This is a genomic window from Pseudomonas sp. microsymbiont 2, assembly GCF_054788395.1.
Genome location: NZ_CM139112.1, coordinates 5,280,473 through 5,305,854, shown reverse-complemented (window position 1 = coordinate 5,305,854; position 25,382 = coordinate 5,280,473). Strand labels below are relative to the sequence as shown.

The 25,382-nt window shown below is 65.2% G+C and carries 19 protein-coding genes; 13 read left to right on the top strand and 6 right to left on the bottom strand.

The window, feature by feature from the left end:
- Nucleotides 1-130: 130 nt before the first annotated feature.
- The 5 genes from dbpA to ACYUME_RS23855 form a co-directional block, all read right to left on the bottom strand.
- Nucleotides 131-1,468: an ATP-dependent RNA helicase DbpA gene (dbpA, locus tag ACYUME_RS23875; RefSeq protein WP_460419440.1), complete on the bottom strand. Its 1,338-nt coding sequence runs from the start codon at nt 1,466-1,468 to the stop codon at nt 131-133.
- Between the two features lie 111 nt (nt 1,469-1,579).
- Nucleotides 1,580-3,007: a multidrug transporter subunit MdtD gene (gene mdtD / locus ACYUME_RS23870; RefSeq protein WP_460417216.1), complete on the bottom strand. Its 1,428-nt coding sequence runs from the start codon at nt 3,005-3,007 to the stop codon at nt 1,580-1,582.
- Nucleotides 3,008-3,123: 116 nt separating this feature from the next.
- Complete coding sequence (locus ACYUME_RS23865; protein ID WP_460417214.1) at nt 3,124-4,455, bottom strand: TldD/PmbA family protein; 1,332 nt, start codon at nt 4,453-4,455, stop codon at nt 3,124-3,126.
- Complete coding sequence (locus ACYUME_RS23860) at nt 4,455-5,897, bottom strand: TldD/PmbA family protein (protein ID WP_460417212.1); 1,443 nt, start codon at nt 5,895-5,897, stop codon at nt 4,455-4,457. Before ACYUME_RS23860 ends, ACYUME_RS23865 begins: the two co-directional genes overlap by 1 nt.
- A 30-nt stretch (nt 5,898-5,927) precedes the next feature.
- A complete protein-coding gene (locus ACYUME_RS23855) occupies nt 5,928-7,724 on the bottom strand; it encodes an acyl-CoA dehydrogenase (RefSeq protein ID WP_460417210.1) in 1,797 nt (598 codons plus the stop codon).
- Between the two features lie 276 nt (nt 7,725-8,000).
- Here ACYUME_RS23855 and ACYUME_RS23850 point away from each other — a divergent pair, with 276 nt between their 5' ends.
- The 4 genes from ACYUME_RS23850 (at nt 8,001) to ACYUME_RS23835 (ending at nt 10,037) form a co-directional block, all read left to right on the top strand.
- Nucleotides 8,001-8,333, top strand: a complete 333-nt coding sequence (locus tag ACYUME_RS23850) for a type II toxin-antitoxin system RelE/ParE family toxin (protein ID WP_279888642.1) — start codon at nt 8,001-8,003, stop codon at nt 8,331-8,333.
- A gap of 49 nt (nt 8,334-8,382) precedes the next feature.
- Nucleotides 8,383-8,667: a helix-turn-helix domain-containing protein gene (locus ACYUME_RS23845; RefSeq protein ID WP_279888641.1), complete on the top strand. Its 285-nt coding sequence runs from the start codon at nt 8,383-8,385 to the stop codon at nt 8,665-8,667.
- Nucleotides 8,668-9,411: 744 nt separating this feature from the next.
- Nucleotides 9,412-9,654 (top strand): hypothetical protein, encoded by a 243-nt coding sequence (locus ACYUME_RS23840; RefSeq protein WP_460417208.1) that lies wholly within the window; start codon nt 9,412-9,414, stop codon nt 9,652-9,654.
- A gap of 119 nt (nt 9,655-9,773) precedes the next feature.
- Nucleotides 9,774-10,037: a DUF3077 domain-containing protein gene (locus ACYUME_RS23835; RefSeq protein WP_050704112.1), complete on the top strand. Its 264-nt coding sequence runs from the start codon at nt 9,774-9,776 to the stop codon at nt 10,035-10,037.
- A gap of 278 nt (nt 10,038-10,315) precedes the next feature.
- Here the strand turns inward: ACYUME_RS23835 and putA are convergent, their stop codons facing one another.
- The gene (gene putA, locus ACYUME_RS23830; RefSeq protein ID WP_460417206.1) at nt 10,316-14,266 is read right to left on the bottom strand and encodes a trifunctional transcriptional regulator/proline dehydrogenase/L-glutamate gamma-semialdehyde dehydrogenase; all 3,951 of its coding nucleotides are present in this window, start codon (nt 14,264-14,266) and stop codon (nt 10,316-10,318) included.
- Between the two features lie 361 nt (nt 14,267-14,627).
- Between putA and putP the strand changes: the two genes are divergently transcribed.
- The 9 genes from putP to ACYUME_RS23785 all read left to right on the top strand — a co-directional run bounded on the left by putP (nt 14,628) and on the right by ACYUME_RS23785 (nt 25,382).
- Nucleotides 14,628-16,106: a sodium/proline symporter PutP gene (gene putP / locus ACYUME_RS23825; RefSeq protein ID WP_460417205.1), complete on the top strand. Its 1,479-nt coding sequence runs from the start codon at nt 14,628-14,630 to the stop codon at nt 16,104-16,106.
- A gap of 142 nt (nt 16,107-16,248) precedes the next feature.
- On the top strand, nt 16,249-17,085 hold the full coding sequence (locus tag ACYUME_RS23820; RefSeq protein WP_460417203.1) for a 23S rRNA (adenine(2030)-N(6))-methyltransferase RlmJ: 837 nt from the start codon (nt 16,249-16,251) through the stop codon (nt 17,083-17,085).
- Nucleotides 17,086-17,281: 196 nt separating this feature from the next.
- On the top strand, nt 17,282-19,039 hold the full coding sequence (locus ACYUME_RS23815; protein ID WP_186733359.1) for a carbamoyltransferase family protein: 1,758 nt from the start codon (nt 17,282-17,284) through the stop codon (nt 19,037-19,039).
- Nucleotides 19,023-20,153 (top strand): glycosyltransferase, encoded by a 1,131-nt coding sequence (locus ACYUME_RS23810; protein WP_279888725.1) that lies wholly within the window; start codon nt 19,023-19,025, stop codon nt 20,151-20,153. The genes ACYUME_RS23815 and ACYUME_RS23810 overlap by 17 nt, the downstream gene beginning before the upstream one ends.
- Nucleotides 20,153-21,049 (top strand): antimicrobial resistance protein Mig-14, encoded by an 897-nt coding sequence (locus tag ACYUME_RS23805; protein ID WP_279888727.1) that lies wholly within the window; start codon nt 20,153-20,155, stop codon nt 21,047-21,049. Before ACYUME_RS23810 ends, ACYUME_RS23805 begins: the two co-directional genes overlap by 1 nt.
- A gap of 2 nt (nt 21,050-21,051) precedes the next feature.
- Nucleotides 21,052-22,479, top strand: a complete 1,428-nt coding sequence (locus ACYUME_RS23800; protein ID WP_279888729.1) for a PIG-L family deacetylase — start codon at nt 21,052-21,054, stop codon at nt 22,477-22,479.
- Entirely contained in the window at nt 22,476-23,438 is a 963-nt protein-coding gene (locus tag ACYUME_RS23795; protein WP_279888731.1) for a glycosyltransferase family protein, read from the top strand. Before ACYUME_RS23800 ends, ACYUME_RS23795 begins: the two co-directional genes overlap by 4 nt.
- A 23-nt stretch (nt 23,439-23,461) precedes the next feature.
- The gene (locus ACYUME_RS23790) at nt 23,462-24,229 is read left to right on the top strand and encodes a glycosyltransferase family 2 protein (protein ID WP_460417199.1); all 768 of its coding nucleotides are present in this window, start codon (nt 23,462-23,464) and stop codon (nt 24,227-24,229) included.
- Entirely contained in the window at nt 24,222-25,382 is a 1,161-nt protein-coding gene (locus tag ACYUME_RS23785) for an O-antigen ligase domain-containing protein (protein WP_279911514.1), read from the top strand. The genes ACYUME_RS23790 and ACYUME_RS23785 overlap by 8 nt, the downstream gene beginning before the upstream one ends.

Sequence of the window (25,382 nt, the reverse complement as noted above, 5' to 3'; positions counted from 1 at the left end):
GCAATTGGAGTTGAGTGTCAGGGCAGCGTGGGAGCGGGCTTGCCCCGCGATGGCGCCAGCAGGGGCAACATCATTGCCTGGCCTGACGCTATCGCGGGGCAAGCCCGCTCCCACGGGAACTGTCCAGGACCTAGATAATTCGGACTTTCAGGGCACGCCCCTTGATCTTGCCGCTGTTCAGCCGCTGCATGGCCTGCTTGGCCACTGCCCGCTCCACGGCCACGAACGCCACGAAATCGAAGATGGCGATCTTGCCCACCTGCTTGCCCGGCAGCCCGGCATCGCCGGTCAGCGCGCCGAGGATGTCACCCGGGCGCAGCTTGTCCTTGCGCCCGGCGCCGATGCACAGGGTGGTCATCGGCGGCAGCAGCGGCTCGCCGCCCTTGCTCTTGAGGTTGTCCAGCTGTTCCCAGCGCAGCGGCTTGTTCTGCAGGTCCTCGATGGCCTGGGCGCGGTGACCTTCGGCCGGGGCCACCAGGCTGATCGCCACGCCTTTCTCGCCGGCACGGCCGGTACGGCCGACACGGTGTACATGGATCTCGGCGTCACGGGCCAGCTCGACGTTGATCACCAGGTCCAGGCCGTCGATGTCCAGGCCGCGGGCGGCCACATCGGTGGCCACCAGCACAGAGCTGCTGCGGTTGGCGAACATGGTCAGCACCTGGTCGCGATCGCGCTGCTCCAGGTCACCGTGCAGGGCCTGGGCGACGATGCCCTTGGCGGTCAGGTGGGTGACCAGGTCCTCGCACTGCTGCTTGGTGAAGCAGAACGCCACGCAGGACTGCGGACGGTAGTGGCCGAGCACGCGGGTCACCGCTTCCAGGCGCTGCTGCGGGTCGATCTCGATGAAGCGCTGTTCGATCTGGCTGTCGCTGTGCAGCGCCTCGACCTTGACCTGCTGCGGCTGGCGCATGAAGTCCTTGGCCAGTTGCTCGATGCCGGCCGGGTAGGTGGCGGAGAACAGCAGGGTCTGGCGGCGCGACGGGGTCTTGCCGATGATGCTGGCGATGGCGTCGAAGAAGCCCATGTCGAGCATGCGGTCGGCTTCGTCCAGGACCAGGGTGTTGAGACCGTCGAGCACCAGGGTGCCTTTGTCCAGGTGTTGCTGGATGCGCCCCGGGGTGCCGACGATGATGTGCGCGCCGTGTTCCAGCGAGGCGATCTGCGGGCCGAGCGAGACGCCGCCGCACAGGGTGAGGATCTTGATGTTGTCCTCGGCGCGGGCCAGGCGGCGCAGCTCCTTGGCCACCTGGTCGGCCAGTTCGCGGGTCGGGCACAGCACCAGGGCCTGGCAGCCGAAGTAGCGCGGGTTGATCGGGTTGAGCAGGCCGATGCCGAAGGCGGCGGTCTTGCCGCTACCGGTCTTGGCCTGGGCGATCAGGTCCTGGCCCTTGAGAATGACCGGCAGGCTCTGGGCCTGGATTGGTGTCATCGAGGCGTAGCCCAGGGCGTCCAGGTTGGCCAGCATGGCGGCGGACAGCGGTAGGGTGGCAAAAGCGGTGGTTTCAACGGTCACGAGGCGGGCCTGCGGCTGGAGCGAAAAATGTCGCACAGTCTACCAGCCTCATGGCCATTCGCCCTACGACTCGACGTGCTCTTCCGGACGACGAGCGCGCCTTCCGTCTGTCGGCGCCAGTTGCAGGAAGATCGCCGCCGCCAGCATGGCCATCACGCCGATGGTGACGAAGGTCAGCTGGAAGGCGCCCAGGGTGCTCTGCACACCATCGCCGCTGCCGGCCGCGGTGAAGCCGCCGAGCAAGGCGCCGGCGCAGGCCACGCCCAGGCTCAGCGACAGTTGCGCGACCACCGACAGCAGGCTGTTGCCGCTGCTGGCGCTGGCGTCGTCGAGGTCGATCAGGGTCACCGTGTTCATCGCGGTGAACTGCATCGAGTTGACCGCCCCCAGCAGCGCCAGTTGCACCAGCAGCACGGCATAGGGCGTCTGCTCGTCGACCAGCCCCAGGCTGGCCAGCAGCAGGCCCAGCAGCAGGGTGTTGCCGGTCAGCACGATGCGGTAGCCCAGGCGTTCGATCAGTGGCCGGGCGACGGACTTGGCGAGCATCGCCGCCGCCGCCAGCGGGATCATGCTCATGCCTGCCTGGGCCGGCGAATAGCCCAGCGCCACCTGGAGCAGCAACGGCACCAGGAAGGGCAGGGCGCCGCTGCCCAGGCGGGCGAACAGGTTGCCGAGGATGCCGATGGCAAAGGTCCGTACGCGGAACAGCGAGGGCGAGAACAGCGGCTCCGGGTCACGCCCGGCGCGCAGCCAGTAGGCGGCCAGGCAGGCCATGCCGGCGAACAGCAACAGCATCACCCGCAGGTGCGGCAGGTGCAGTTCGCCCAGGCCCTCCATGGCGATGGTGATCAGCACCATCGCCGCGCCGAACAGCAGGAAGCCCGGGCCATCGAAGCTGGTGCGTTCGGCGCCGCGCAGGTCGGGGATGAACTTCCACACGGCGTAGCAGCCCAGTGCCCCCACCGGCAGGTTGATCAGGAAGATCCAGTGCCAGCTGAGGATCTCCACCAGCCAGCCGCCCAGGGTCGGACCCAGCAGCGGGCCGAGCAGGCCGGGGATGGTGATGAAGCTCATGATCCGCACCAGCTCCGAGCGCGGGTAGGCGCGCAGCACCACCAGGCGCCCGACCGGCAGCATCAGCGCGCCGCCCAGGCCCTGGATGACCCGGGCGAGGATCAGGAAACCGAGGCTGTTGGCCATGGCGCACAACAGCGAGCCGAAGCTGAACAGCAGGATGGCGCTGAAGAAGATGCGCTTGGTGCCGAAACGATCGGCGATCCAGCCCGAGGCCGGGATCAGCAGGGCCACGGTGAGCATGTAGGCGATGATCACCCCCTGCATGCGCAGTGGGTCCTCGGCCAGGGAGCGGGCCATGGCCGGCAGCGCGGTGTTGAGGATGGTGCCGTCGAGCGACTGCATGAAGAAGGCGATGGCCACCACCCAGGGGATCCAGCGGGCGGTGACGGGGTCCAGCGGGGCACGGTCGGGCATGAGAAACCTCAGGCGAGTGTGGGGCCCATTGTGGGAGTGGCTTGCGGGAGCCAGTGCGTGGGAGCGGGCTTGCCCCGCGATGCCGCTATCGCGGGGCAAGCCCGCTCCCACGCATGTTACAAGGTGAGGGTCAGGCCTTTGACCAACGCCCCCGGCAGATGACTCGACCCGGTGCTGCGCTGCCCGTAGGTGCTGGTCGAGAGGATCATCTCGCGCTCCTGGGTCAGGTCTTCGAGCTGGCTGCCCAGCAGGTTGTACAGGCTGTCGTCGAAGCGCATGGTGCTTACCGGCCCCTGAATTTGCCCATTTTCCACCCAGAACGTGGCGAAGCGGGTCAGCCCGGTCATGCGCGCCGCGGGCAGGTCCGAATAGTTCAGGTACCACAGGTTGCTGATGTACAGGCCGGTGCCCAGGCGCTCAAGAACCTCTTCGCCGGGCAGGTTACCCGGCGCCAGGCTTAGCGCGCACGGCGACTCATGGCTGTCGGCGCCATTGGATTCCTGGGCGAATTCGGCGGCGCTGCGGGCGCTTACCAGCCGCTCCAGCGCCCTACCTTCACCGATCAGCAGCAGGTCGCGACGGGGCGAGCCCTCGTCGGAGAACGCCGGGCTCAGCGAGCCGCTGACCTGCTCGCTGAAGCTCACCTGTGGGCTCAGTTGCGCGTCGCCGTTGTACAGGCGCTGCAGCGGGCTGTTGCCCGTGGCCAGGGCCTGGGCGGAGAAACCGCCCCAGCACAGCATCCCGGCGATCTCGTCCATCGCCGCCGGCGCCAGGTAGGCTCGGTAGCTGCCGGGCTTGAGGGTGATGGCCGGGCGTCCCAGGTACGCCAGCTGTTCGCGGGCCTGGCGCAGGCGCGCGGCGAAGGTCTCGCCGCTCCAGGCCTGCCCGGCATAGTTGGCCTTGACCGCCTGGCCATTGGCGTGGAACAGGCTCCAGTCGAAGTTGAAACTGTTGGCCTGGTGCCAGCCGAAGGCCCCGAAGGAACTGGCGAAGCCTCGGCAGATGGGGCCGGCGGCATAGATGCCGACCAGGTCCAGGTCACCGGCTTCGCGCTCGACCAGGGCCAGCACCTCGTCCAGCTCGGGCAAGGGCTGCTCCAGCAGGCTATGGCTGTGCCAGGCGCTGTCGTCGAGGTTCAGGTAGGGATCCACCGCCAGCAATGGCAAGGTCTGGCGCAACTGCGCCAGGGCGTCGTGCAGACGCCGCTGGTCGAGCTCGGGATCGTCGCCCAGGGTGATCTGCTGCTCGGCCTGGCGCCCTTCGCGCACCAGTCGCAGGTGCACGCTGGCCTGGCTGACCAGCCCGGCCTGGCGCACCTTGGCATGGTTGAAGCGCACGAACTGCGAATGCTCGGCGTTGTAGCCGAGGGTGAACTGCTCGCCCGGCTGCACGGCGGCGTTCAGGCTGTCGAGCAGGTTTTCGAAACGTTGCTGGTACAGGGTGCTCATCAGGCGTCTCCCCCGAATACGTCGATCTGGCGGAACACGCAGGCCGGCGAGGCATGGCCGACACGCACCACCTGGTTGGGCTCGCCCTTGCCGCAGTTGGGCGTGCCGAGCACCTGGAAGGTGCTGCTGTCGCCCACGGCCGAGAGGTTGCGCCAGAAGTCGGCGGATATGCCCCGGTAGTTCGGGTTCTTCACCACGCCCTTGAGTTCGCCGTTTTCGATCAACTGCCCCCACTCGCAACCGAACTGGAACTTGTTGCGCGCATCGTCGATGGACCAGGAGCGGTTGGTGCGCATCAGGATGCCGTGCTCGATGCCGCTGACCAGTTTTTCGAACGATTGGTCGCCCGGCTCGATGTTGAGGTTGGCCATGCGGTCGATCGGCGCCCGGTTCCAGCCGCAGGCGCGGCTGTTGGCGACGCCGTCCAGGCCCGAGCGCAGCTGCGACAGCGCGCCGCCGAGGGGGCGCACCAGCAGGCCGTCGCGGATCAGGAACTGCTTGCTGGCCGGGGTGCCGTCGTCATCGAAGCTGTAGCTGGCCAGTTCCTCGCGGAGGGTCGGGTCGAAGGTCACGTTGAGCAGCTTCGAGCCGTACTGCAGATGGCCGAAGTCGCTGGCTTTGACGAAGCTGGTGCCGGCGTAGTTGCGTTCGTCGCCGAGGATGCGGTCCAGCTCCAGCGGGTGGCCGATGGACTCGTGGATCTGCAGCATCATCTGGTCGGGCATCAGCAGCAGGTCGCGCCGGCCGCTTGGAGTATTCGGTGCCAGCAGCAGTTGCAGCGCCTCGTCGGCCACCCGGCGGGCCGCGCCGACCAGGCCACAGCGCTCGATCACCTCGAAACCGCCCTGCTGGCCGAAGTTCTCCCGGCCCAGGCTACGGCTCTGGCTGTCCTGTCCGTCGCTGGCGGTGACGCCCAGGCCCGGGTAGACGAAGCGTTGGGCATGGCGCAGCTCGGCGCCGGCGGAGTTCAGGTAGGTCTGCTCGACCACGCTGATGCCCAGGCTGGCCTGCCAGTCCACCAGGCGCTCGTCCTTGGGCACGCTGGCCGATTCGGCGGCCAGCAGGTCGAGGCAGTCGGCGAGGTTGGGCAGGGGCTGTTCGAAGTTGGGCGAGACATGGTCGTGGCGCCCGTCCGGGGCTGGCTGGCCGCTCAGGTCGAGCAGGCTGCTGGCCTTGATCCGCCGGGCCAGCGCTTCGGCCTGTTCCAGGGCGCGTTGCAGCCCGGCCTGGGACAGGTCGGCCGTGGCCGCGTAGGCCTCCACGCCATCGACCCGCACGGTGAGCATGGCGCCTTCGTCCTGGCTGAAGAAGGGCGGCTCGGCGACGTTGCGCCGAACCGACAGTGACTGGTGCGATTGCTTCACATGGCGAAGCGAGAACAGTTCGGCCGTGCTGCGCAGCGCGGCAAAACGCTGGCGCAGCAGGGTGCTGGAGTCGAACATCGGAAACCTCCGTGTGTGCGGTGGTTCCCCCTAGAACCACCCCTCTTGCATCGCGAGGCAGGTGTCGTCGCGGGCCTCGAGCAAAGCGAGGTCATTATGGCAGCCCGGCACTTCCCAGGTGAGGAAATAACGCGCGGCCTGGAGTTTGCCCTGGTAGAAGTCGCGGTCGCTGCCCTTGAGCAGGCCGACCTCGGCATGAATGGCCTGCTCCAGCCAGCGCCAGCCGATCACACAGTGGCCGAACACCTTGAGGTACAGCGCCGAGTTGGCCAGCGCGCCGGCGACCTTGCCGGCGGCCAGGCCGCCGAGCAGGGCGAGGGTCACGCTCTGCAGGCGGTTGACCAGCTGCTCCAGGGGCTGGCGCAATGGATCGAGGTTCGGGTGATGGCTGGCGCGCTCGCAGGTGCCGGCGATCAGGCGGATCAGTTGCTTGAGCCCGGCGCCGTTGTTCTGCGCCAGCTTGCGCCCGAGCAGGTCGAGGGACTGGATGCCCTCGGTGCCTTCGTGGATCGGGTTGAGGCGGTTGTCGCGGTAGTACTGCTCGACCGGGTACTCACGGGTGTAGCCGTGGCCGCCAAGGATCTGGATCGCCAGTTCGTTGGCTTTCAGGCAGAACGCCGAGGGCCAGGACTTGACGATGGGGGTGAGCAGGTCGAGCAGTTCCAGGGCTTGCCGGCGAGCCTCCGCATCCGCGGCGGTGTGGGTGTCATCGAACAGCCGGGCCGCGTACAGGCCCAGGTCGAAAGCCCCCTCCACGTAGGCCTTCTGTGCCAGCAACATGCGCTTCACATCGCTGTGCTCGATGATCGGTACGGCGGGGCTGTGCGGGTCCTTGTTGTCCGGCAATCGGCCCTGTGGACGTTGGCGGGCGTAGTCCAGGGAATAGAGGTAACCGGCGTAGCCCAGCATCACCGCGCCCATGCCGACGCCGATGCGCGCCTCGTTCATCATCTGGAACATGCAGGCCAGACCCTGGTGCGGCTGGCCCACCAGGTAGCCGACGCACTGGCCGTTGTCACCGAAGTTCAGCGCGGTGGAGGTGGTGCCGCGCCAGCCCATCTTGTGGAACAGTCCGGCCAGCAGTACATCGTTGCGCGGCCCCAGGCTGCCGTCGGCGTTGACCAGGTACTTGGGCACGATGAACAGCGAGATGCCCTTCACCCCGGGCGGCGCGTCCGGCAGCTTGGCCAGGACCATGTGCACGATGTTCTCCGAAAGCTCGTGGTCGCCGCCGGAGATGAAGATCTTGTTGCCCTTGAGCCGGTAGGTGCCATCGCCTGCGGGTTCGGCGCGGGTGCGGATGTCGGCCAGGGACGAGCCGGCATGGGGTTCGGTCAGGGCCATGGTGCCGAAGTAGCGGCCCTCGATCATCGGTTGCAGGAATAGACGTTGCTGTTCGTCGCTGCCGAAGCTCTCGATCAGGTTGGCCGCGCCCATGGTTAGGAACGGGTAGGCCGTGGTACCGGCGTTGGCCGCCTGGAAGTGGGCGAAGCAGGCTTGCGACACCAGGCTGGGTAGCTGCATGCCGCCGACGTCGAAGTCGCGGTTGGCGTTGAGGAAGCCCGCTTCGAGGAAGGCGTCGACCGCAGGCTTCACTTCCGGGATCAGCTCGGCGCGGCCGTCCACGTAGCGCGGCTCGTTTTCGTCGCCCTTGCGGTTGTGCGGGGCGAAGTACTTTTCGGCAATGGTGCGGGCAGTGGTCAGCGCCGCGTCGAAGGTCTCGCGGCTGTGCTCGGCGAAGCGCGGGCGCTGGGTCAGGGCCTCGGCGTCGAGGACTTCGTAGAGTTCGAAGGCGAGGTTGCGGCTGCTGAGGAGTTGCTCGGACATGGCGGCATTCCTGGTTCGGGATGCAGCGAGTCTAGGCAAGGTGATGGGGCAGGGGACAGGTTAATTGGTTTGGGTGATATGGGGGCAGAAGTTGCCATCGCCCAGGCCTCCTTGGGCTGCGCCGGGCGCTGTGGACGTGGGTGTTACCCGTCGCAAAGCCTTGTCACGCAATTGCGCTTATATCGATATCGATATAGTTTTATCTTTGCCGCTCATGGAGAGCTTACGCCTCCGGTATGGACAAGCCAGGCGAGTGCATTGGCGGGAGCGTGCAGGATGCATGATGGGCAAAAGCCAATCGAATGGTTGGGTAGCAGCAAGCAGGACCTGCGGGACTTTCCGATTGTGGCAAGGCAGCGGGCCGGGTATCAGCTGGAGCTGATCCAGGACGGTGAGGCCCCCTTCGATTGGAAACCAATGGAAAGCGTTGGGCCTGGGACGCGGGAAATCCGCATCAAGTGTCGGGACGGGGCGTTTCGGGTGTTCTATGTCGTGAGTCGACCAGAAGCGGTTTATGTCCTGCACGCGTTTCGCAAGACGACCGAGAAGACGGAAAAGCGCGATATCGATCTGGCGAGAGCGCGATACAAATTGTTGGGCGCCTGCTGAGCTGGAGTCGACAGTGTTTGAACGAGATGGATGCACAGAGGGATTTGCGATGACAAACGAACGCTCCACTTCGGTATGGGATGCGCTGTTCGACTCACCCGAAGAGGCCGAGAACCTGCGGCTTCGGGCGAAGCTGATGAGGGTGTTGACCAGGATTGTCCGGTCCTGGGATCTGCCGCAGAAAGACGCAGCACGGCGACTGCATCTGACTCAGCCACGCTTGAGTGACTTGCTCAATGGCAAGATAGACAAGTTCTCGCTGGATGCATTGGTGAATATCCTGGCGAATGCTGATCTGGAAGTTGAATTCACGGTGAAAAAGAAATCTGCGTGATGGTTGCTTCGCTTTAGTTGCGCGGGCTTTTCCTGATTAGGTGAGGGCTGCCAGGTGTTCGCCGAAAGTTCTTCAGCGCCTATGAGATCGAGCGCCGCCCGCGCGGCGCATCGCGACGCAAGGCCGCTCCTACATCTGTTTCGGGCCAGTCAATCCTGTGCCATTACCTGGTCCGCCTTGTTGGCTCGACACAATTTCAGCGTGGGCGTTGCTGCCGCCCCACATGACTCAAGGCATGCGCCAAGGCGGGCAGCGGTACTGTCACAGGACTCATTGGCCCGAAACAGATGTAGGAGCGGCCTTGCGTCGCGATGCGCCGCGCGGGCGGCGCTCGATCTCACAGGCGCTGCAAGGCTTTCGCCCAGCGCTTGGACGCCCTCATGCGATCGTAGCTTTGGACTTGAAAACGCTGACCCCAAGGGTTACCTCTACCGCGTTTCCTACGCAAATCCCGAGACTTCCCCTATTCCATGTAGTCCATTCCCCAAACATACTTCTGCCCCCTTACAAGCCATTGCGGTGCTCTGGGTTGGTCACTAGTCTCGGGCGGTCGTTGCGAATGCAGCGATCGGCTTTGACAGGCCGCTGAGAACCTTGCGCATGGCTTCCGCGTTATGGCGGTTGTGCGTGGGGCACCTTGTGTGCGCCGGGTTAGGTTCTCTCACCGGTCTGTCAACCCACGTACAGCTGCCACCCTTTTGTTTGACAGCAGATGGTGGTGGCCCATTTTGAGAGAGCCATACCATGCTAAAGATCGTCCCCGATCCACCCCACAACCCTCACTCCCTCGAAGACACCCTCATCCAGGCCACCGAGTACGCCCTGTGCGCCTTGACCGTGGCCCATCATGCCGTGCAGCTCAAACCCAGGTCACCGGCTGCCGTATCGATGATGGCGTCGATGCATGAAATGGAGTCGCTGCGTGTGTTGCTCGAAGCGGCGTTGATCCAGGTGCAGATGTCGGCGCAAGCGCCGACGTTGCATTAAGCCCAATCGCGGGGCAAGCCCGCTCCCACGCCAGAACTCAGTAGGCCTCGGCTGCGTGGGAGCGGGCTTGCCCCGCGATAGCGCCCGCACAGGCACCGACCATTTCAGGGAGAAAAAGCATGACCACAGACAATACCCCCACCACCGTCGGCAAGACCAAGTTCTACCAAGGCGAAGGCATGACCGACCCGCTGTTCTGCATCGAACCCGGCATCCCCTGCCAGCATGCCCGCGACCAGGCCTCGGAGCTGATGGGCTGCGTACGCGACCTGACCATCACCGGGATCATGGAGGAGAAGCCCCAGCTGCTCTGGGCGTCGTATTACCTGAGCGCCCTGGCCAAGGCGCTGATGGATGATGCCGAGCTCGGCATGAAGCATTGAGGGCTGTGCTACCCGTGCCGGCCTCTTCGCGGGCAAGCCCTACGGGGGCTTGAAGTTGATGAAAAACCTGTAGGAGCGGCCTTGTGTCGCGATGGGCTGCAAAGCAGCCCCGGCGATCTTTGCAACAACGCTGAAATCCCGGGGCTGCTGCGCAGCCCTTTCGCGACGCAAGGCCGCTCCTACAAGGACCGTGCCAGGTTGAGAAATCTCGGCAAGACAGTTGCTCCCACAAAAAAGGAGAGCCTGAGCTCTCCTTTTCCGTTCAACGACCGTCAGCGTCAGCCGATGGTCATCAGGCTGGCGTTACCACCTGCCGCCGCGGTGTTAACACTCACCGCCCGCTCGATCACCAGGCGCTCCAGGGCGATCTGGTGATCGCCGCTCGACAGCCCGTGCACGCCGACGATCGCGCCGGCACGCTTGGCCACCTGCTCGCAGACGCCGCGCAGCTGGTCGGAGTGACCGTGGTGGATGACTGCGTCGAACGCCACCTCGTCCTTGCTCCAGTCGGCCACCAGCTTGATCTTCGCTTGCAGCTCCTTCGGCAGACGGCCGCGCACGGTCTTGGCCGGCTCGCCGTCCTGGAACACCGCCGAGCTACCCACGGCCAGTACCGCCGCCAGCTGGGCCAGCAGGTCGGCCTCGTTGTCGGCCAGGCACAGCACGTGTTCGCGTGGCAGCACGCTGTAGGTGTTGCGCTCGCCGGTCGGGCCTGGCAGCACGCGGGTGATGCCGCTCTGCGACTGCTCGGCAAACTGCTCGCACAGCGCGGTCAGGTCGCTCATCTGGCTGCTGGCCGCCCAGGTCGTGAGGGTGGTCAGCGGCTTGAGCTGCTGGTCGCGCAGGGTGGTGTCGGCCTGGCTGCGTGCATCGTCGGCCTGGAAGTGGCGGGCGATGGCGTCGGCCGGGCGGGTCGACAGCAGGCGGTACAGGTACAGCGGGCCGCCGGCTTTCGGGCCGGTGCCCGACAGGCCTTCACCGCCGAACGGCTGCACGCCGACCACGGCACCGACGATGTTGCGGTTGACGTACATGTTGCCGGCGTTGACGTTGTCCACCACCTTGGCGATGGTCTCGTCGATGCGGGTGTGCACGCCCAGGGTCAGGCCGTAGCCGGAGGCGTTGATCTGCTCGATCAGCTGGTCCAGGTCCTTGCGGTTGTAGCGCACCACGTGCAGCACCGGGCCGAAGATTTCGCGCTTGAGCTCGTCGAAGCTTTCCAGTTCGATCAGGGTCGGCATCACGAAGGTGCCGCGCTTGATCTCTTCGCCCTCGGCGATGGCTACCTGGTAGACGGTGCGGCCTTTGTCGCGCATGCCCTGGATGTGCTTCTCGATGCCGGCCTTGGCTTCGGCGTCGATCACCGGGCCGATGTCCACGGACAGACGCTCCGGGTTGCCCAGGCGGCTTTCGGCCATGGCGCCCTTGAGCATTTCGATCACGCGGTCGGCGGAGTCTTCCTGCAGGCACAGCACGCGCAGGGCCGAGCAACGCTGGCCGGCACTGTCGAAGGCCGAGGAGACCACATCGATCACCACCTGCTCGGTCAGCGCCGAGGAGTCGACGATCATGGCGTTCTGGCCGCCGGTTTCGGCGATCAGCGGGATCGGGCGGCCCTGGTTGTCCAGACGGCCGGCGATGTTGCGTTGCAGCAGGCGAGCGACCTCGGTGGAGCCGGTGAACATCACGCCCTTGACGCGCTCGTCACCGACCAGGCCGGCACCGACGGTTTCGCCCTGGCCCGGCAGCAGTTGCAGCACGCCTTCGGGGATGCCGGCTTCCAGCAGCAGGCGCACGGCTTGGGCTGCGACCAGCGGGGTCTGTTCGGCCGGCTTGGCCAGTACCGGGTTGCCGGCGGCGAGGGCCGCGGCCACCTGGCCGGAGAAGATCGCCAGCGGGAAGTTCCACGGGCTGATGCAGACTACCGGACCCAGCGGGCGGCAGCTGTCGTTGCGCAGGTCGTTGCGTGCCTGCACCGCGTAGTAGCGCAGGAAGTCCACGGCCTCGCGCACTTCTGCGATGGCGTTGGCGAAGGTCTTGCCGGCTTCGCGTACCAGCAGGCCCATCAGCGGCTGGATGTCGGCTTCCATCAGGTCGGCGGCGCGCTCGAGGATCGCGGCGCGCTCGGCTGGCGGAGTGGCCTGCCAGATCGGTGCGGCGTTCAGCGCGCACTGGATGGCGTTGTCGACATCAGCGACGGTGGCCTCCTGCACATGACCCACGACATCGCGGTGGTCGGCAGGGTTGAGCACCGGCACGGCCGGCTGCTCGCTGGCGGCGCAGGCCAGCAGCGGGGTGGCTTTCCAGTCGTTGTGGGCGGTGGCCAGCAGGGCGCAGGACAGCGACGCCAGGCGGTGTTCGTTGGCCATGTCGATACCGGCCGAGTTGGCCCGCTCGCTGCCGTACAGTTCGCGCGGCATCGGGATGCGCGGGTGCGGCAGGCCGATGCTGCCTTCCTGGGTGCCCATGCGCTCGATGCTGGCGACCGGGTCGGCGACCAGTTCCTGGATGGAGATCGAGTGGTCGGCGATGCGGTTGACGAACGAGGTGTTGGCGCCGTTTTCCAGCAGGCGGCGGACCAGGTAGGCCAGCAGGGTCTCGTGGGTGCCGACCGGTGCGTACACGCGGCACGGACGGTTCAGCTTGCCCTCGGAAATCTTGCCCACGACTTGCTCGTACAGCGGTTCGCCCATGCCGTGCAGGCACTGGAACTCGTACTGGCCCGGGTAGTAGTTCTGCCCGGCGATGGTGTAGATGGCCGACAGGGTGTGGGCGTTGTGGGTGGCGAACTGCGGGTAGATGGCTTCTGGCACGGCCAGCAGCTTGCGCGCGCAGGCGACATAGGACACGTCGGTGTACACCTTGCGGGTGTAGACCGGATAGCCTTCCAGGCCCTCGACCTGGGCGCGCTTGATTTCGCTGTCCCAGTACGCGCCCTTCACCAGGCGGATCATCAGGCGGTGGCGGCTGCGCTTGGCCAGGTCGATGACGTAGTCGATCACGTACGGGCAGCGCTTCTGGTAGGCCTGGATGACGAAGCCGATACCGTTCCAGCCTGCCAGCGACGGCTCGAAGCACAGGCGCTCGAGCAGGTCCAGCGACAGCTCCAGGCGGTCGGCTTCCTCGGCGTCGATGTTCAGGCCGATGTCGTACTGCTTGGCCAGCAGGGTCAGCGACAGCAGGCGCGGGTACAGCTCGCTCATCACGCGCTCGTACTGGGCGCGGCTGTAGCGCGGGTGCAGGGCCGAGAGCTTGATCGAGATGCCCGGGCCTTCATAGATGCCACGGCCGTGCGAGGCCTTGCCGATCGAGTGGATCGCCTGCTCGTAGGAGGCCAGGTATTTCTGCGCGTCGTGCTCGGTCAGCGCGGCTTCGCCGAGCATGTCGTAGCTATAACGGAAACCCTTGGCTTCGAACTTGCTGGCGTTGGCCAGGGCTTCGGCGATGGTCTCGCCGGTGACGAACTGCTCGCCCATCAGGCGCATGGCCATGTCGACGCCCTTGCGGATCATCGGCTCGCCGCTCTTGCCGATGATGCGGGTGAGCGAGGAGGTCAGGCCGGATTCGTTATGGGTGCTGACCAGCTTGCCGGTCAGCAGCAGGCCCCAGGTGGCGGCGTTGACGAACAGCGACGGGCTGTTGCCCAGGTGCGGCTGCCAGTTGCCGGTGCTGATCTTGTCGCGGATCAGCGCGTCACGGGTGCCCTTGTCGGGGATGCGCAGCAGGGCCTCGGCCAGGCACATCAGCGCGACGCCTTCTTGCGAGGACAGCGAGAATTCCTGCAGCAGGCCCTGGACGATACCGGCGCGGCCACCGGCGCTCTTCTGGTTGCGCAGCTTGTCGGCCAGGCTTGCGGCCAGCTTGTTGGTGGCTTCGGCCTGGGCGGCCGGCAGGCGCGCCTGCTCCAGCAGCATCGGCACCACTTCCTGCTCGGGGCGGCGGTAGGCGGCGGTGATCGCCGAGCGCAGTACCGACTGCGGCAGGATGCTTTCGGCGAACTCCAGGAAGCACTGGTGGGCGTGGTCGGCGGCGACTTCGCCGGCGTCGTCGCCAGCGGCGGCATGGCCGGTGAGGTCGTTCAGGGTGGCGCCACCCTCGAGCTTCTCGAGATAGTTGAAGATCGCTTGCTTGATCAACCAGTGCGGCGTGCGGTCGATGGACTGCGCAGCTGCTTTGAGTCGCTCACGGGTCGGGTCGTCGAGTTTGACCCCAAGGGTGGTCGTCGCCATTTCTTATCCTCGTTATTGGCCACGAATGTGGCCTAAGCTGGAGGCAAGATTAGCTGTAGGACAATTTGGGTGCAACCGGGTGCAACCCGAAAATGCGATGGTAAAGGTGCAACTCGTCTGAAGGAGATATCCGTACAGCCGAAATGGACGTTCTTGGTGCGTTTTCTTATGTAAAAGGCTGTGTTTGCTCCGAAAAGGAGCAAAAAGTGAGCTTTATCCGAAAATCCACAGCAGGGTGCAACTTGCAAATGAAAAATGGTTGCACCTACTTCATGTTGTTGCATAGGATTCGCCGCCTGGGTGCAACCGTCGTCACGCACGGTGGTCGCAAGAGATAAAAACAAACGCCAGGGCACAACTCATGGGCAACCCACTAACGATCACCTTCGTGGTCTACATTGCGGCAATGGTGCTGATCGGCTTCGCCGCCTATCGCTCCACCAAGAACCTTTCCGACTATATTCTCGGCGGCCGTAGTCTCGGCAGCGTGGTTACCGCGCTTTCCGCCGGCGCATCGGACATGAGCGGCTGGCTGTTGATGGGCCTGCCGGGCGCCATCTACTTCGCGGGCCTTTCCGAGGCCTGGATCGCCATCGGCCTGACCGTCGGCGCCTACCTGAACTGGCTGTTCGTCGCCGGCCGTCTGCGGGTGCAGACCGAGCACAACGGTGACGCTCTGACCCTGCCGGACTACTTCTCCAGCCGCTTCGAAGACCAGACCGGCCTGCTGCGGATCATCTCGGCGATCGTCATCCTGGTGTTCTTCACCATCTACTGCGCTTCCGGCATCGTCGCCGGCGCCCGCCTGTTCGAAAGCACCTTCGGCATGCCGTACGAAACCGCCCTGTGGGCCGGTGCCGCCGCGACCATCGCCTACACCTTCATCGGTGGTTTCCTGGCGGTAAGCTGGACCGATACCGTGCAGGCTTCGCTGATGATCTTCGCGCTGATCCTCACCCCGGTGATCGTGCTGATCTCCACTGGCGGCTTCGACCAGACCTTCGCCGCCATCGACGCGGTGAACCCGGCGCACTTCGACATGTTCAAGGGCGCTACCTTCATCGGCATCATTTCGCTGATGGGCTGGGGCCTGGGCTACTTCGGCCAGCCGCACATCCTGGCGCGCTTCATGGCCGCCGACTCGGTCAAGTCGATCGCCAACGCCCGCCGCATCTCCATGACCTGGATGATCCTGTGCCTGGCCGGTACCTGCGCCGTGGGCTTCTTCGGCATCGCCTACTTCTCGGCGCACCCTGACCTGGCAGGCCCGGTCACCGAGAACCATGAGCGCGTGTTCATCGAACTGGCCAAGATCCTGTTCAACCCATGGATCGCCGGTATCCTGCTGTCGGCCATCCTGGCGGCGGTGATGAGCACCCTGAGCTGCCAGCTGCTGGTGTGCTCCAGCGCCCTGACCGAGGACTTCTACAAGGCCTTCCTGCGCAAGAATGCTTCGCAGAAGGAATTGGTCTGGGTCGGTCGCCTGATGGTCCTGGCCGTCGCGCTGATCGCCATTGCCATGGCATCCAATCCGGAAAACCGCGTGCTGGGCCTGGTGGCCTACGCCTGGGCCGGTTTCGGTGCCGCCTTCGGTCCGGTGGTGCTGATCTCGGTGCTGTGGAAGGGCATGACCCGCAACGGCGCCCTGGCCGGTATCGTGGTCGGCGCGCTGACCGTGATCCTGTGGAAGAACTACGTGGGCCTGGGCCTGTACGAGATCATCCCGGGCTTCCTGTTCGCCAGCATCGCCATCTTCGTGGTGAGCAAGCTGGGCAGCCCGACGAACAGCATGGTTTCGCGTTTTGAAACCGCTGATGCGGCGTATCACGCTGACAAATAACGCCTGTTGAACCGGCGTTGTCCCTATCGCGGGGCAAGCCCGCTCCCACGCGCCCTCGGGCATTTGTGGGAGCGGGCTTGCCCCGCGATGCTTTGTGTCGACTGCAAGGCAAGGTAAACTTGGCGCCCCCGCAGGAGTCCTCATGAACTATCGTCACGCCTTCCACGCCGGCAACCACGCCGACGTCCTCAAGCATATCGTGCTCACCCGCCTCATCGCCCTGATGTCGCGCAAGGAGCAGCCGTTCGCCTACATCGATACTCACGCCGGCCTGGGTCTCTACGACCTGCAAGGCGACCAGGCGAGCCGTACCGGCGAATACCTCGAGGGCGTGGCCCGCCTGTGGAACCGCGACGACCTGCCGGAGGCGACCGTCGACTACCTGCGCATCATCAAGCGCCTGAACCAGGATGGCGAGCTGCGCTACTACCCGGGCTCGCCGGAGTTGGCGCGCCGGCTGATGCGCCAGCAGGACCGTGCCCTGCTCAACGAGAAGCACCCTGAAGATGGGGCGCTGCTCAAGGAGAACATGAAGAAGGATCCGCGAGTCACCGTGCATCTGGGTGAGGGTTGGCATATCGCCCGGGCTCTGCTGCCGGTGCAGGAAAAGCGCGCGATCATGCTGATCGACCCGCCGTTCGAGCAGGCCGACGAGCTCAAGCGCTGCACCGTGGCCATGAAAGAGGCGATCGGTCGCATGCGCCAGACTGTCGCGGCGATCTGGTATCCGATCAAGGATCAGCGCTCGCTGACCCGCTTCTACCAGGACCTGACCAGCACCGGCGCGCCGAAGCTGCTGCGGGTCGAGCTCTACGTGCACCACCAGGACAGCCCGCAGGGTCTGAACGGCTCGGGCCTGGCCATCGCTAACCCACCATGGGGCCTGGAGGATGAGCTCAAGACTCTGCTGCCTTGGCTGGCCAAGGAGCTGGCTCAGACCGCCGGCAGCTTCCGCATGGACTGGCTGATCGCCGAATAGCCTAACGGCATTTGACCCTCGTGGGAGCGGGCTTGCCCCGCGATGGCGCCGGTGGATCCGCCGCTTTCGCGGGGCAAGCCCGCTCCCACGCGAGTGCATCGCGCCTGACCATCTTTGCGTTATAATCCCGCCCTTTAGCCGCCATCCGCCTGAATGGCCGTTGGCGCACTTCATACCGATTTGAGAGGCTAGACCCTTGGCACTGACGATTCTTGGCCTGTCCGGCGCCCTTAGCCATGACCCTTCCGCGGCCCTGTACATCGACGGCAAGCTGATTGCCGCCGCCGAAGAAGAGCGCTTCGTGCGTGACAAGCATGCGAAGAACCGCATGCCCTACGAGTCGGCGAAGTTCTGCCTGGAGCAGGCCGGCATCAAGCCGTCGGACGTCGACGTGGTGGCCATTCCGTTCGCCCCGATCAGCCTGTTCGGCAAGGCCCGCTGGCACTACGCCAAGCGCTACTGGTACGCCCCGGACCGCGCCCTCGACGCGCTGCTGATGGGCAATCGTCGCTACAAGCGCTACCGCAAGAAGATCGTCTGGTGCCTGGAGCAGCTGGGCTTCGATCCGAAAAAGATCAAGATCGAGCCGGTCGAGCACCACCTGGCCCACGCTTCCAGTGCCTACCACTGCTCGGGCTTCAAAGAGAAAACCGCGATCCTCGGCATCGACGGCAAGGGCGAGTACGCCACCACCTTCTTCGGCTACGGCGAAAACGGCAAGATCCACAAGATCAAGGAGTTCTTCGATCCGGACTCGCTGGGTGGCCTGTATGGCGCGATCACCGAGTTCCTCGGCTTCGAAATGCTCGACGGCGAGTTCAAGGTCATGGGCATGGCGCCGTATGGCGACGCCAGCAAGTACGACTTCTCGCGCCTGGCCAGCTTCGAAAACGGTGAACTGGTGATCAACACCGAGTACGCCAACGTCATCGGCCTGCGCCGCTATAAAGAGAAGGGCAAGGGCTTCTACTTCTCGCCCAAGCTGATCGAGTGGCTGGGCCCGAAACGCGAAGGCGACATCGCCGACGAGCCGTACATTCACTACGCTGCCAGCATGCAGGCGCTGTTCGAGAAGCTGGCCCTGCAGATGATCGACCACTACCTGGGCGATACGCTGAAAGAGACCGGCAAGCTGGCCTTCGCCGGCGGCTGCGCGCTGAACGTCAAGCTGAACCAGAAGATCATCGCCCGCGACGACGTCAAAGAGCTGTTCGTCCAGCCGGCGTCGGGCGATGCCGGTACCGCCGTTGGCGCCGCCGCCTACGTCTCCCACGCCCGTGGCGTGCCGGTCGAGAAGATGGAGCACGTCTACCTCGGCCCTTCGTTCTCCAACGAGGACGTGATCGCCGCCTGCGCGCGTCACCCGAACGCGCCGAAATGGCGCAAGATCGACGACATGCCGCAGCGCATCGCCAAGATCATGGTCGACGGCAACCCGGTGGCCTGGTTCCAGGGGCGCATGGAGTTCGGTCCGCGTGCCCTGGGCGGTCGCTCGATCATCGGTTGCCCGAGCGTGCCGGGCGTGGCCAACCGCATCAACGAGCAGATCAAGTTCCGCGAACGCTGGAGACCTTTCTGCCCGTCGATGCTCGACACCGTCGGGCCGCAGATGATCAAGGTCGATCACCCTGCGCCGTTCATGACCTTCACCTTCGAAGTCGCCGAAGAGTGGAAGACCCGCGTGCCGGAAGTGGTCCACGAGGACGGTACCTCGCGCGCCCAGGTGCTCAAGCGCGAGTACAACCCGCGCTACTACGACATGATGAAGGCGCTGGAGGACCTGACCGGCAACGGCGTGTCGCTGAACACCTCGCTGAACCGCCGTGGCGAACCGATGATCTGCTCGCCGACCGACGCCCTGAACATGTTCTTCGGCTCGGACCTGCAGTACCTGATCATGGAAGACATCCTGGTGGTCAAGGAAGGCGCCGCGCCGTATGACCAGCCGCTCTGAACCGCGCATCCTGCAGTTCTGCCATGGCTATGACGGGCCGTTCCTGGACTGTGCCCGTCAGTACGCCAGCCTGTTCCAGGGCAGCGGCTACAAGGTCACCACCGTGTTCCTCACCGGGGCAGCCGACGCGAAAGTAGCGGCCGGCTGTGCCTCGGACGAGGTGCTGTTTCTCGAGTTCAGCTCCAAGGCCGTGCGCGGCCTGAAGCTGGGCGCTATCCGAGCGCTGCGCAAGATTGCCGCGACGCGCAACTTCAGTTTCTGCATCGCCCACCGCTTCAAGCCGATCTATGTCGCGCTGCTGGGGACCGGCTTGCCGGTGATCGGCGTGCATCATGCCTTCGGCGATTACCAGCGCAAAGGACGGCGGCTGTTCGCCAATCTGTTCCGCAAGCGCCTGAGCCTGCTTGGCGTGTCGGACGCGGTGCGCGATGACATGCGCCGCTGCCTGGCGCAATGGCCCGCCGAGCGTATCCAGACCCTGTACAACCGTATCGACGTCGCGGCGCTGCAGGCCAGCCTGGTGCCGCGCGACGAGGCGCGGCGCGCCTTGGGCCTGGATCAGCAGGCCTGGGTGGTCGGCAATGTCGGCCGCCTGCACCCGGACAAGGACCAGGCCACCTTGCTGCGCGGCTTCGCCGAAGCCTTGCCGGGTCTGCCGGCCGGGGCTCGCCTGGCGATTCTGGGCAAGGGCCGTCTCGAAGCGAAACTCAAGGCGCTGGCCGGCGAGCTGGGCATCGCCGAGCAGGTCGACTTCCTCGGTCAGGTGCCGGATGCGCGCCGCTACTTCAAAGCTTTCGATGTGTTCGCGCTGAGCTCTGACCACGAGCCGTTCGGCATGGTCCTGCTCGAGGCCATGGTCGCTGGCGTGCCGGTGCTGGCGACGGCCTGCGGGGGTGCCCGTGAAGTGGTCGAGGGCGTTGGCGTGCTGTTCCCGCTGGGCGATGCCGCGCAGCTGGCCCAGGGCCTGAGGCACATGGCCGGCCTGGACGCGCAGCAGCGTGAAGCCTGTGCCGAGCACATGTTGCAGCGTCTGCGGCAGCGCTTCAGCGACCAGGCGGTGCGCGATGCGTTCTGGCAGTTGCCGCAGGTTCGTGCGCTGGTGGCGCAGGCGTGATGCTCAATCATCTTCAGACCTGGCGCGAACGTGGCTGGCAAGAAATCGACGCGGCGGCCTACAGCGATGCCTGGCAGCGCTTTGGCGGCAGCGTCGCCACGCACCCACGGGTGGTCGAGCAACTGGCCGAGCTGGCGCAGATCCCGGTGCGCTACCTGGGCTGGTCCCGGGATGGCGAACTCAAGGCCGCGCTGCCGACCTGGGGGCGTCACCTGGCGCTGTCCAAGGACGTGCTCAAGCGCCAAGGCAAGAAAGGCCTGTTCGACCTGGGCAACGCCGAGATCATCCTGCCGGCCGCCGATGATGCCGGAGCGCCGCTGCGTCACGCCGGGCGCTACCTCTCGGAGCTGAACCAGGGGCGTTTCGCCGGCCTGAAGACGCAGCCCGAGCAGTTGGCCATGGCGCGTCCCCACGAAGAGCTGTCGAAAAAGTTTCGCTACAACCAGCGTCGCGAGCTGCGCCTGCTGGAAGAGGCGGGCGGCCAGGTACGACCGATCGGCGATTTCACCGCAGCCGAGATCGCGGCGATGTACTGTGATCTATTCCAGCGCCGCTGGGGTTTCCCGGCCACCGGCGCGGCACGCATGGCCGAGGTGGTCGAGCGCCTGCGCGAGCTGCTGATCGGCTCGGTGCTGCTGCTCGAGGGCGCGCCCATCGCCATTCAGTTGGTGTATCGCGTCGAGGCGCCGCAGTGGATCAGCGTCGAGTATGTAAACGGCGGTGTCGATCCCGAGACCAAGGCGTTCAGCCCGGGTAGCGTGTTGAGCTTCCTCAATACCCAGGCCGCCTGGGAAGATGCCAATGCCCGTGGCAAGACGCTGCGGTTCTCGTTCGGTCGGGCCGATCGGGAGTACAAGGACCGTTGGTGCAACCCCGTCAACGTCTTCCAGGTCTGAACATGAGCGCTCACAAGCAGCAACTGCTCAAACGCCACCGCAAGCGCAAACGGGTGATCCTGCTGGTCGTGCTCGTTGTGCTCCTGCTGTCGGCGTTGTGGGCGTGGTGGTTGCCGCCGATGCTGGCGGTGCTGCTGTGGGTGGCGCATGAAGCCTGGTTCTCCGACCACCTGTTCTACGTGCCTGGCAGTGACTACCAGTACGACCTGCAGGCCAGCGAGCGGCATGCGCTGCGCAATCAGGACGGGATGCTCGCCGTGCCGGCCGAGTGCGTGCTCGATGGCAGTGAAACCCTGCTGTTGCGGGTCACGCTGAAGGCCGGCTGGCTGGGACGCCTGTTCGATCCGGCGGTGCGCATCGAGGGCGGGGTTGCTGACTGCCAGGCCTTCGAGCGCGGCGTCCGAGGTGTGCGTTATCTCAATTTGGTTGGCCAGGCCGAGGCGCTGAGTGCCGGTCGGTTGCGCCTGCGTGGCCGTCATTGCCGTATCGCGTCGGACGTGGAGCTGCTGGTGTTCCGTCATGACGACTACCTGGCCGGCTCCATGATGGTCATCGCGCCCCATGCCGACGATGCCGAGCTGGCGGCGTTCGCTGCGTATGCCCAGGCACGAAGCAGCTGGATCGTGACCTTGACGGCCGGCGAGATCGAGAACGAGTACTACCGCGAGACCTTCGGCATCGGCCTGGCCGAGGCGGCCCGTCTCAAGGGCGAGCTGCGCAGCTGGGACAGCATCGCCGTGCCGCGTTGGGCGGGCGTGCCGTCCTCGCAGTGCGTGCAGCTGGGTTATTTCTGCATGCAGCTGCCCGCCATGCAGGCCGACCCTGACGCGGTAGTCGCCTCACGGGAGGCCGATCTTGCCGATACCCGTGTGTTCCGCCGCTTCAACGAGGTTGCGTTGGCCAGCGATGCCGATGGCCGCCCGACCTGGAGCAACCTGGTGCAGGACCTGCGCGAGCTGATCGAGCGCGCCCGTCCGGCGACCCTGGTGATGCCGCACCCGGCGCTCGACCCGCACCCGGACCATGTCGCGGCCCACGATGCCGTACAGCAGGCGTTGCAGGGCTCGAGCTGGCAGCCGGACACCTTGCTGTTCTATGCCAACCACCTGCACGACAACGATCGCTGGCCGATGGGCGACGCCGGTACCGGGGTGCCCTTGCCGCCCTTCTTCGATGCGGCTTTGCCCATGCGCCCTTGGGTGCTGGATGTCAGCGCGCAAATGCAGCGGCATAAGGCCATCGCTTTGGGTATGATGCACGACCTGCAGCCTGCCCCTCCGTTCAAGCGCCGCATCCGCCGCTTGCTGCAGCGCTGCCTGGCTGCCCGGCGCTGGCCGGCATTCGGTGACAATGAATTCTTCCGCAAGGCCGTGCGCCGACACGAGCTGTTGTGGGTCGGCACAGTGATCGACAAGAGAGAGCCACGGTGAAAGTCCTGTTCCTGGTCCAGAAAGAGCAACGCGCCATCCTGGACCGTCTTTACGAAGGTATCGCGGCTGACTGCGAGTGCGATATCCGCTGGCTCACCGCTGACGAGCAGGCCGATCTGCGCGGCTATTTCCGCCAGCATGTGCAGGTGGAGCAGTACGATCGGATCCTGTTCTTCCTGCGTTTCAAGAAAGAGATCCGCCAGGTGCGCTTCATCCGCAGCGTGCCGAACCTGGTGATCCTCGAGCACGACGCCTACCAGAACTACATCCCCTGCAAGTACACCGGCAAGTTCAGCGAGTACTACCGTCAGTTGCCGTGGGCGCGGGTCATCACCTCGGGTGCCGTCGTCACCCGGCGCCTGCGCGACGAGGGCTTCGACGCGGTGTTCGTGCCCAAGGGCTACGACCAGGCACTGCTGCGCAATGAAAACCGCGAGCGCGATATCGAACTGGCGTTCGTCGGCAGCCTGCGCAGCGTGGCCTACTCCGGGCGCAAGCAGATGCTCGAGTCGATCGCGGCGGTGGAAAACCTGCTGATCACCCGCACCAAGTCAGGTGAGGAATACAGCCAGACCCTCAGCCGCATCCGCTTTTTCGTCAGTGCCGACGTCGGCATGGGCGAATACATGATCAAGAACTTCGAAGCCATGGCCTGTGGTTGTGTGCTGTTCGCCTACGACCAGGGCGATGAAGAGAACCAGGCGCTGGGCTTCGTCGACATGCACAACATCGTGCTCTACCGCGACGTCGAGCAGCTGCGCGAGAAGCTGGCCCTGTTGCGTGGCGACCTGGCCTTGGCCGAGCGAATTTCGCGCAATGGCCAGCAGCTGGCCGAGCAGCGCTACACCTTCCACGCGCTCGGCCGGGCGATCACCGAGGCCATGCGCGCGCCGCTGCGCCCGGCAAGCAAACCTGGGCTGCTGGATCGGTTGCTGCTGGCGATCGGCCTGTCGCGTTGAGTCCAAATCAAATCGAGGAAGCCATGCTCTTCAGTGAAAACAGTGAGATCACGCTGGTGGTGACCAGCTGTGGTCGTTTCGATCTGCTCAGGCGCACGCTAGAGACTTTCGATCGCTACAACACCGCACCTGTCCGTGAGGTGTTCATCACCGAGGACTCCGGCGACGAGGCGGTGCGCGGCTGCATTCCCGAGCACTGGCGCGAACACACGACCTTCATCGTCAACAATCCCAAGCTTGGGCAGTTGCGCTCGGTGGATGCCGCCTACGCCCAGGTCAAGACCTCCTGGGTGTTCCACTGCGAAGATGACTGGGCGTTCTACCGCCCGGGCTTCATCGAGGAGTCCCAGGCGCTGCTCGAGGCCGACCCGCAGGCGCTCCAGGTATGGCTGCGCAGCTTCAATCACGACCTGCAGCTGCACAGCCCCTACGTGTTCCTGGAGGAACGTCAGGTGCTGCAGGGCATCGCCTTCCACAAACTGGGCTCGCACAAGGCGGAATGGCAGGGGTTCTCCTTCAATCCTGGCTTGCGCCGGCTCGCCGACTACCAGGCTCATGCGCCCTATGCGTCGCACTCCGGCGAGAAGAGCCTGTCGCGGCTTTATGCCGAGCGCAACCGCTACGCGCTGATCCTGGAGAACGACGCCGTGCTGCACACAGGCTTTGGCGAGCATGTGGAAATGCCGGAAGAAAAGATCAAGAAGGCACGGCGCAAGCGCATGGACCGCATCCGCTTGCTGGGCGTGCTGGTTATCGGACTATTGCTTGGATGGGTGTTGAAGGATGTTTGAAGGGATTGACCGAGACAACAGCAAGAGTCGGCGCTATTTCACCGCGGCGCTGATCGCTTTTCTGGCCAGCTTCGTGCTGATGGACTCGTCGAAATGGACGAACAACATCTTCTACGCGTTCATCGCGTTGCCGGGGTTGGTGTTCCTTGTCAAGGAGCGAGGCGCCGGGTTGCTGAGCGACAAGCTGGGGCTGGCCTGGCTGGTGTTCCTGCTGTGGTTCCTGGTGCCTGCGGCGATTGCCGGCGAGGGCCAGTTCTACAAGCACATCGCCTACGTGACGCTGTTCGTCTTCGCCGTCGCGGGGCTGACCAACCAGCGCTTCCTGCGCTCGGAGCTGTTCGCCCGCGTGCTGTTCTGGGTCATCTGCCTGTATGTCTTCGGCTATTCGGCCTACGCCTACCTGACCGGCGTCCATGCCCTGGGCGAGCGGGTCAACCTGATGCCGGCGCGCATGCAGAACGTCATCTACACCAGCATCTGGATGCTCTGCGCCCTGGCGCTGGCCATGCCAGGCTGGCTGCACCGCCGTCGTTGGGTCGAAGCCTTCTGCGCGGTGGTGCTGTCGGTGGTGGCCGTTACCTTCGTGATGCAGACGCGTACCGCAATGGTCGGCGCGGTGTTCCTGTTCGCCGCCTGGGCGGTCTGGGCGCTGTGGCGTTTCCCGCGTGTGGCCGGGCCGTGGCTGGCGCTGTTCGCTGTGCTCGGGGTCGTGACCCTGTGGCTGGTCAAGGACGCGGCCTGGTTCCATTCGCTGTTCGATCGCGGTGATTCCTACCGCAGCGAGCTGTTCCACGTGATGGTTGGTGAGTGGGAGAACTGCGGCTGGCTGGTGGGCTGCGGCGTCGAGTTCCATACCGACAAGCTGCTCAGTGGCTTCATGCCGATCCAGCATCCGCACAATATCTTCGTTGCCCTGGGTCTTTATACCGGTGGGGTCTCGCTGGTGCTGTTCCTGGTCATCGTGGCGATGACCCTGGTCCAGGCCGTGCGCCTGCGCGACCCATGGGGCATGTACCTGGCCTGTGCGCTGGTGATGCTCAACTTCGACGGCAGCAAGCTGATCGGCAACCCCGACGAACTGTGGCCGCTGGTGCTGCTGCCGGCGGCCATGGTACTCGGCCGTGGCTTGCAGGCGCGTCGCTCGATCGGCTGA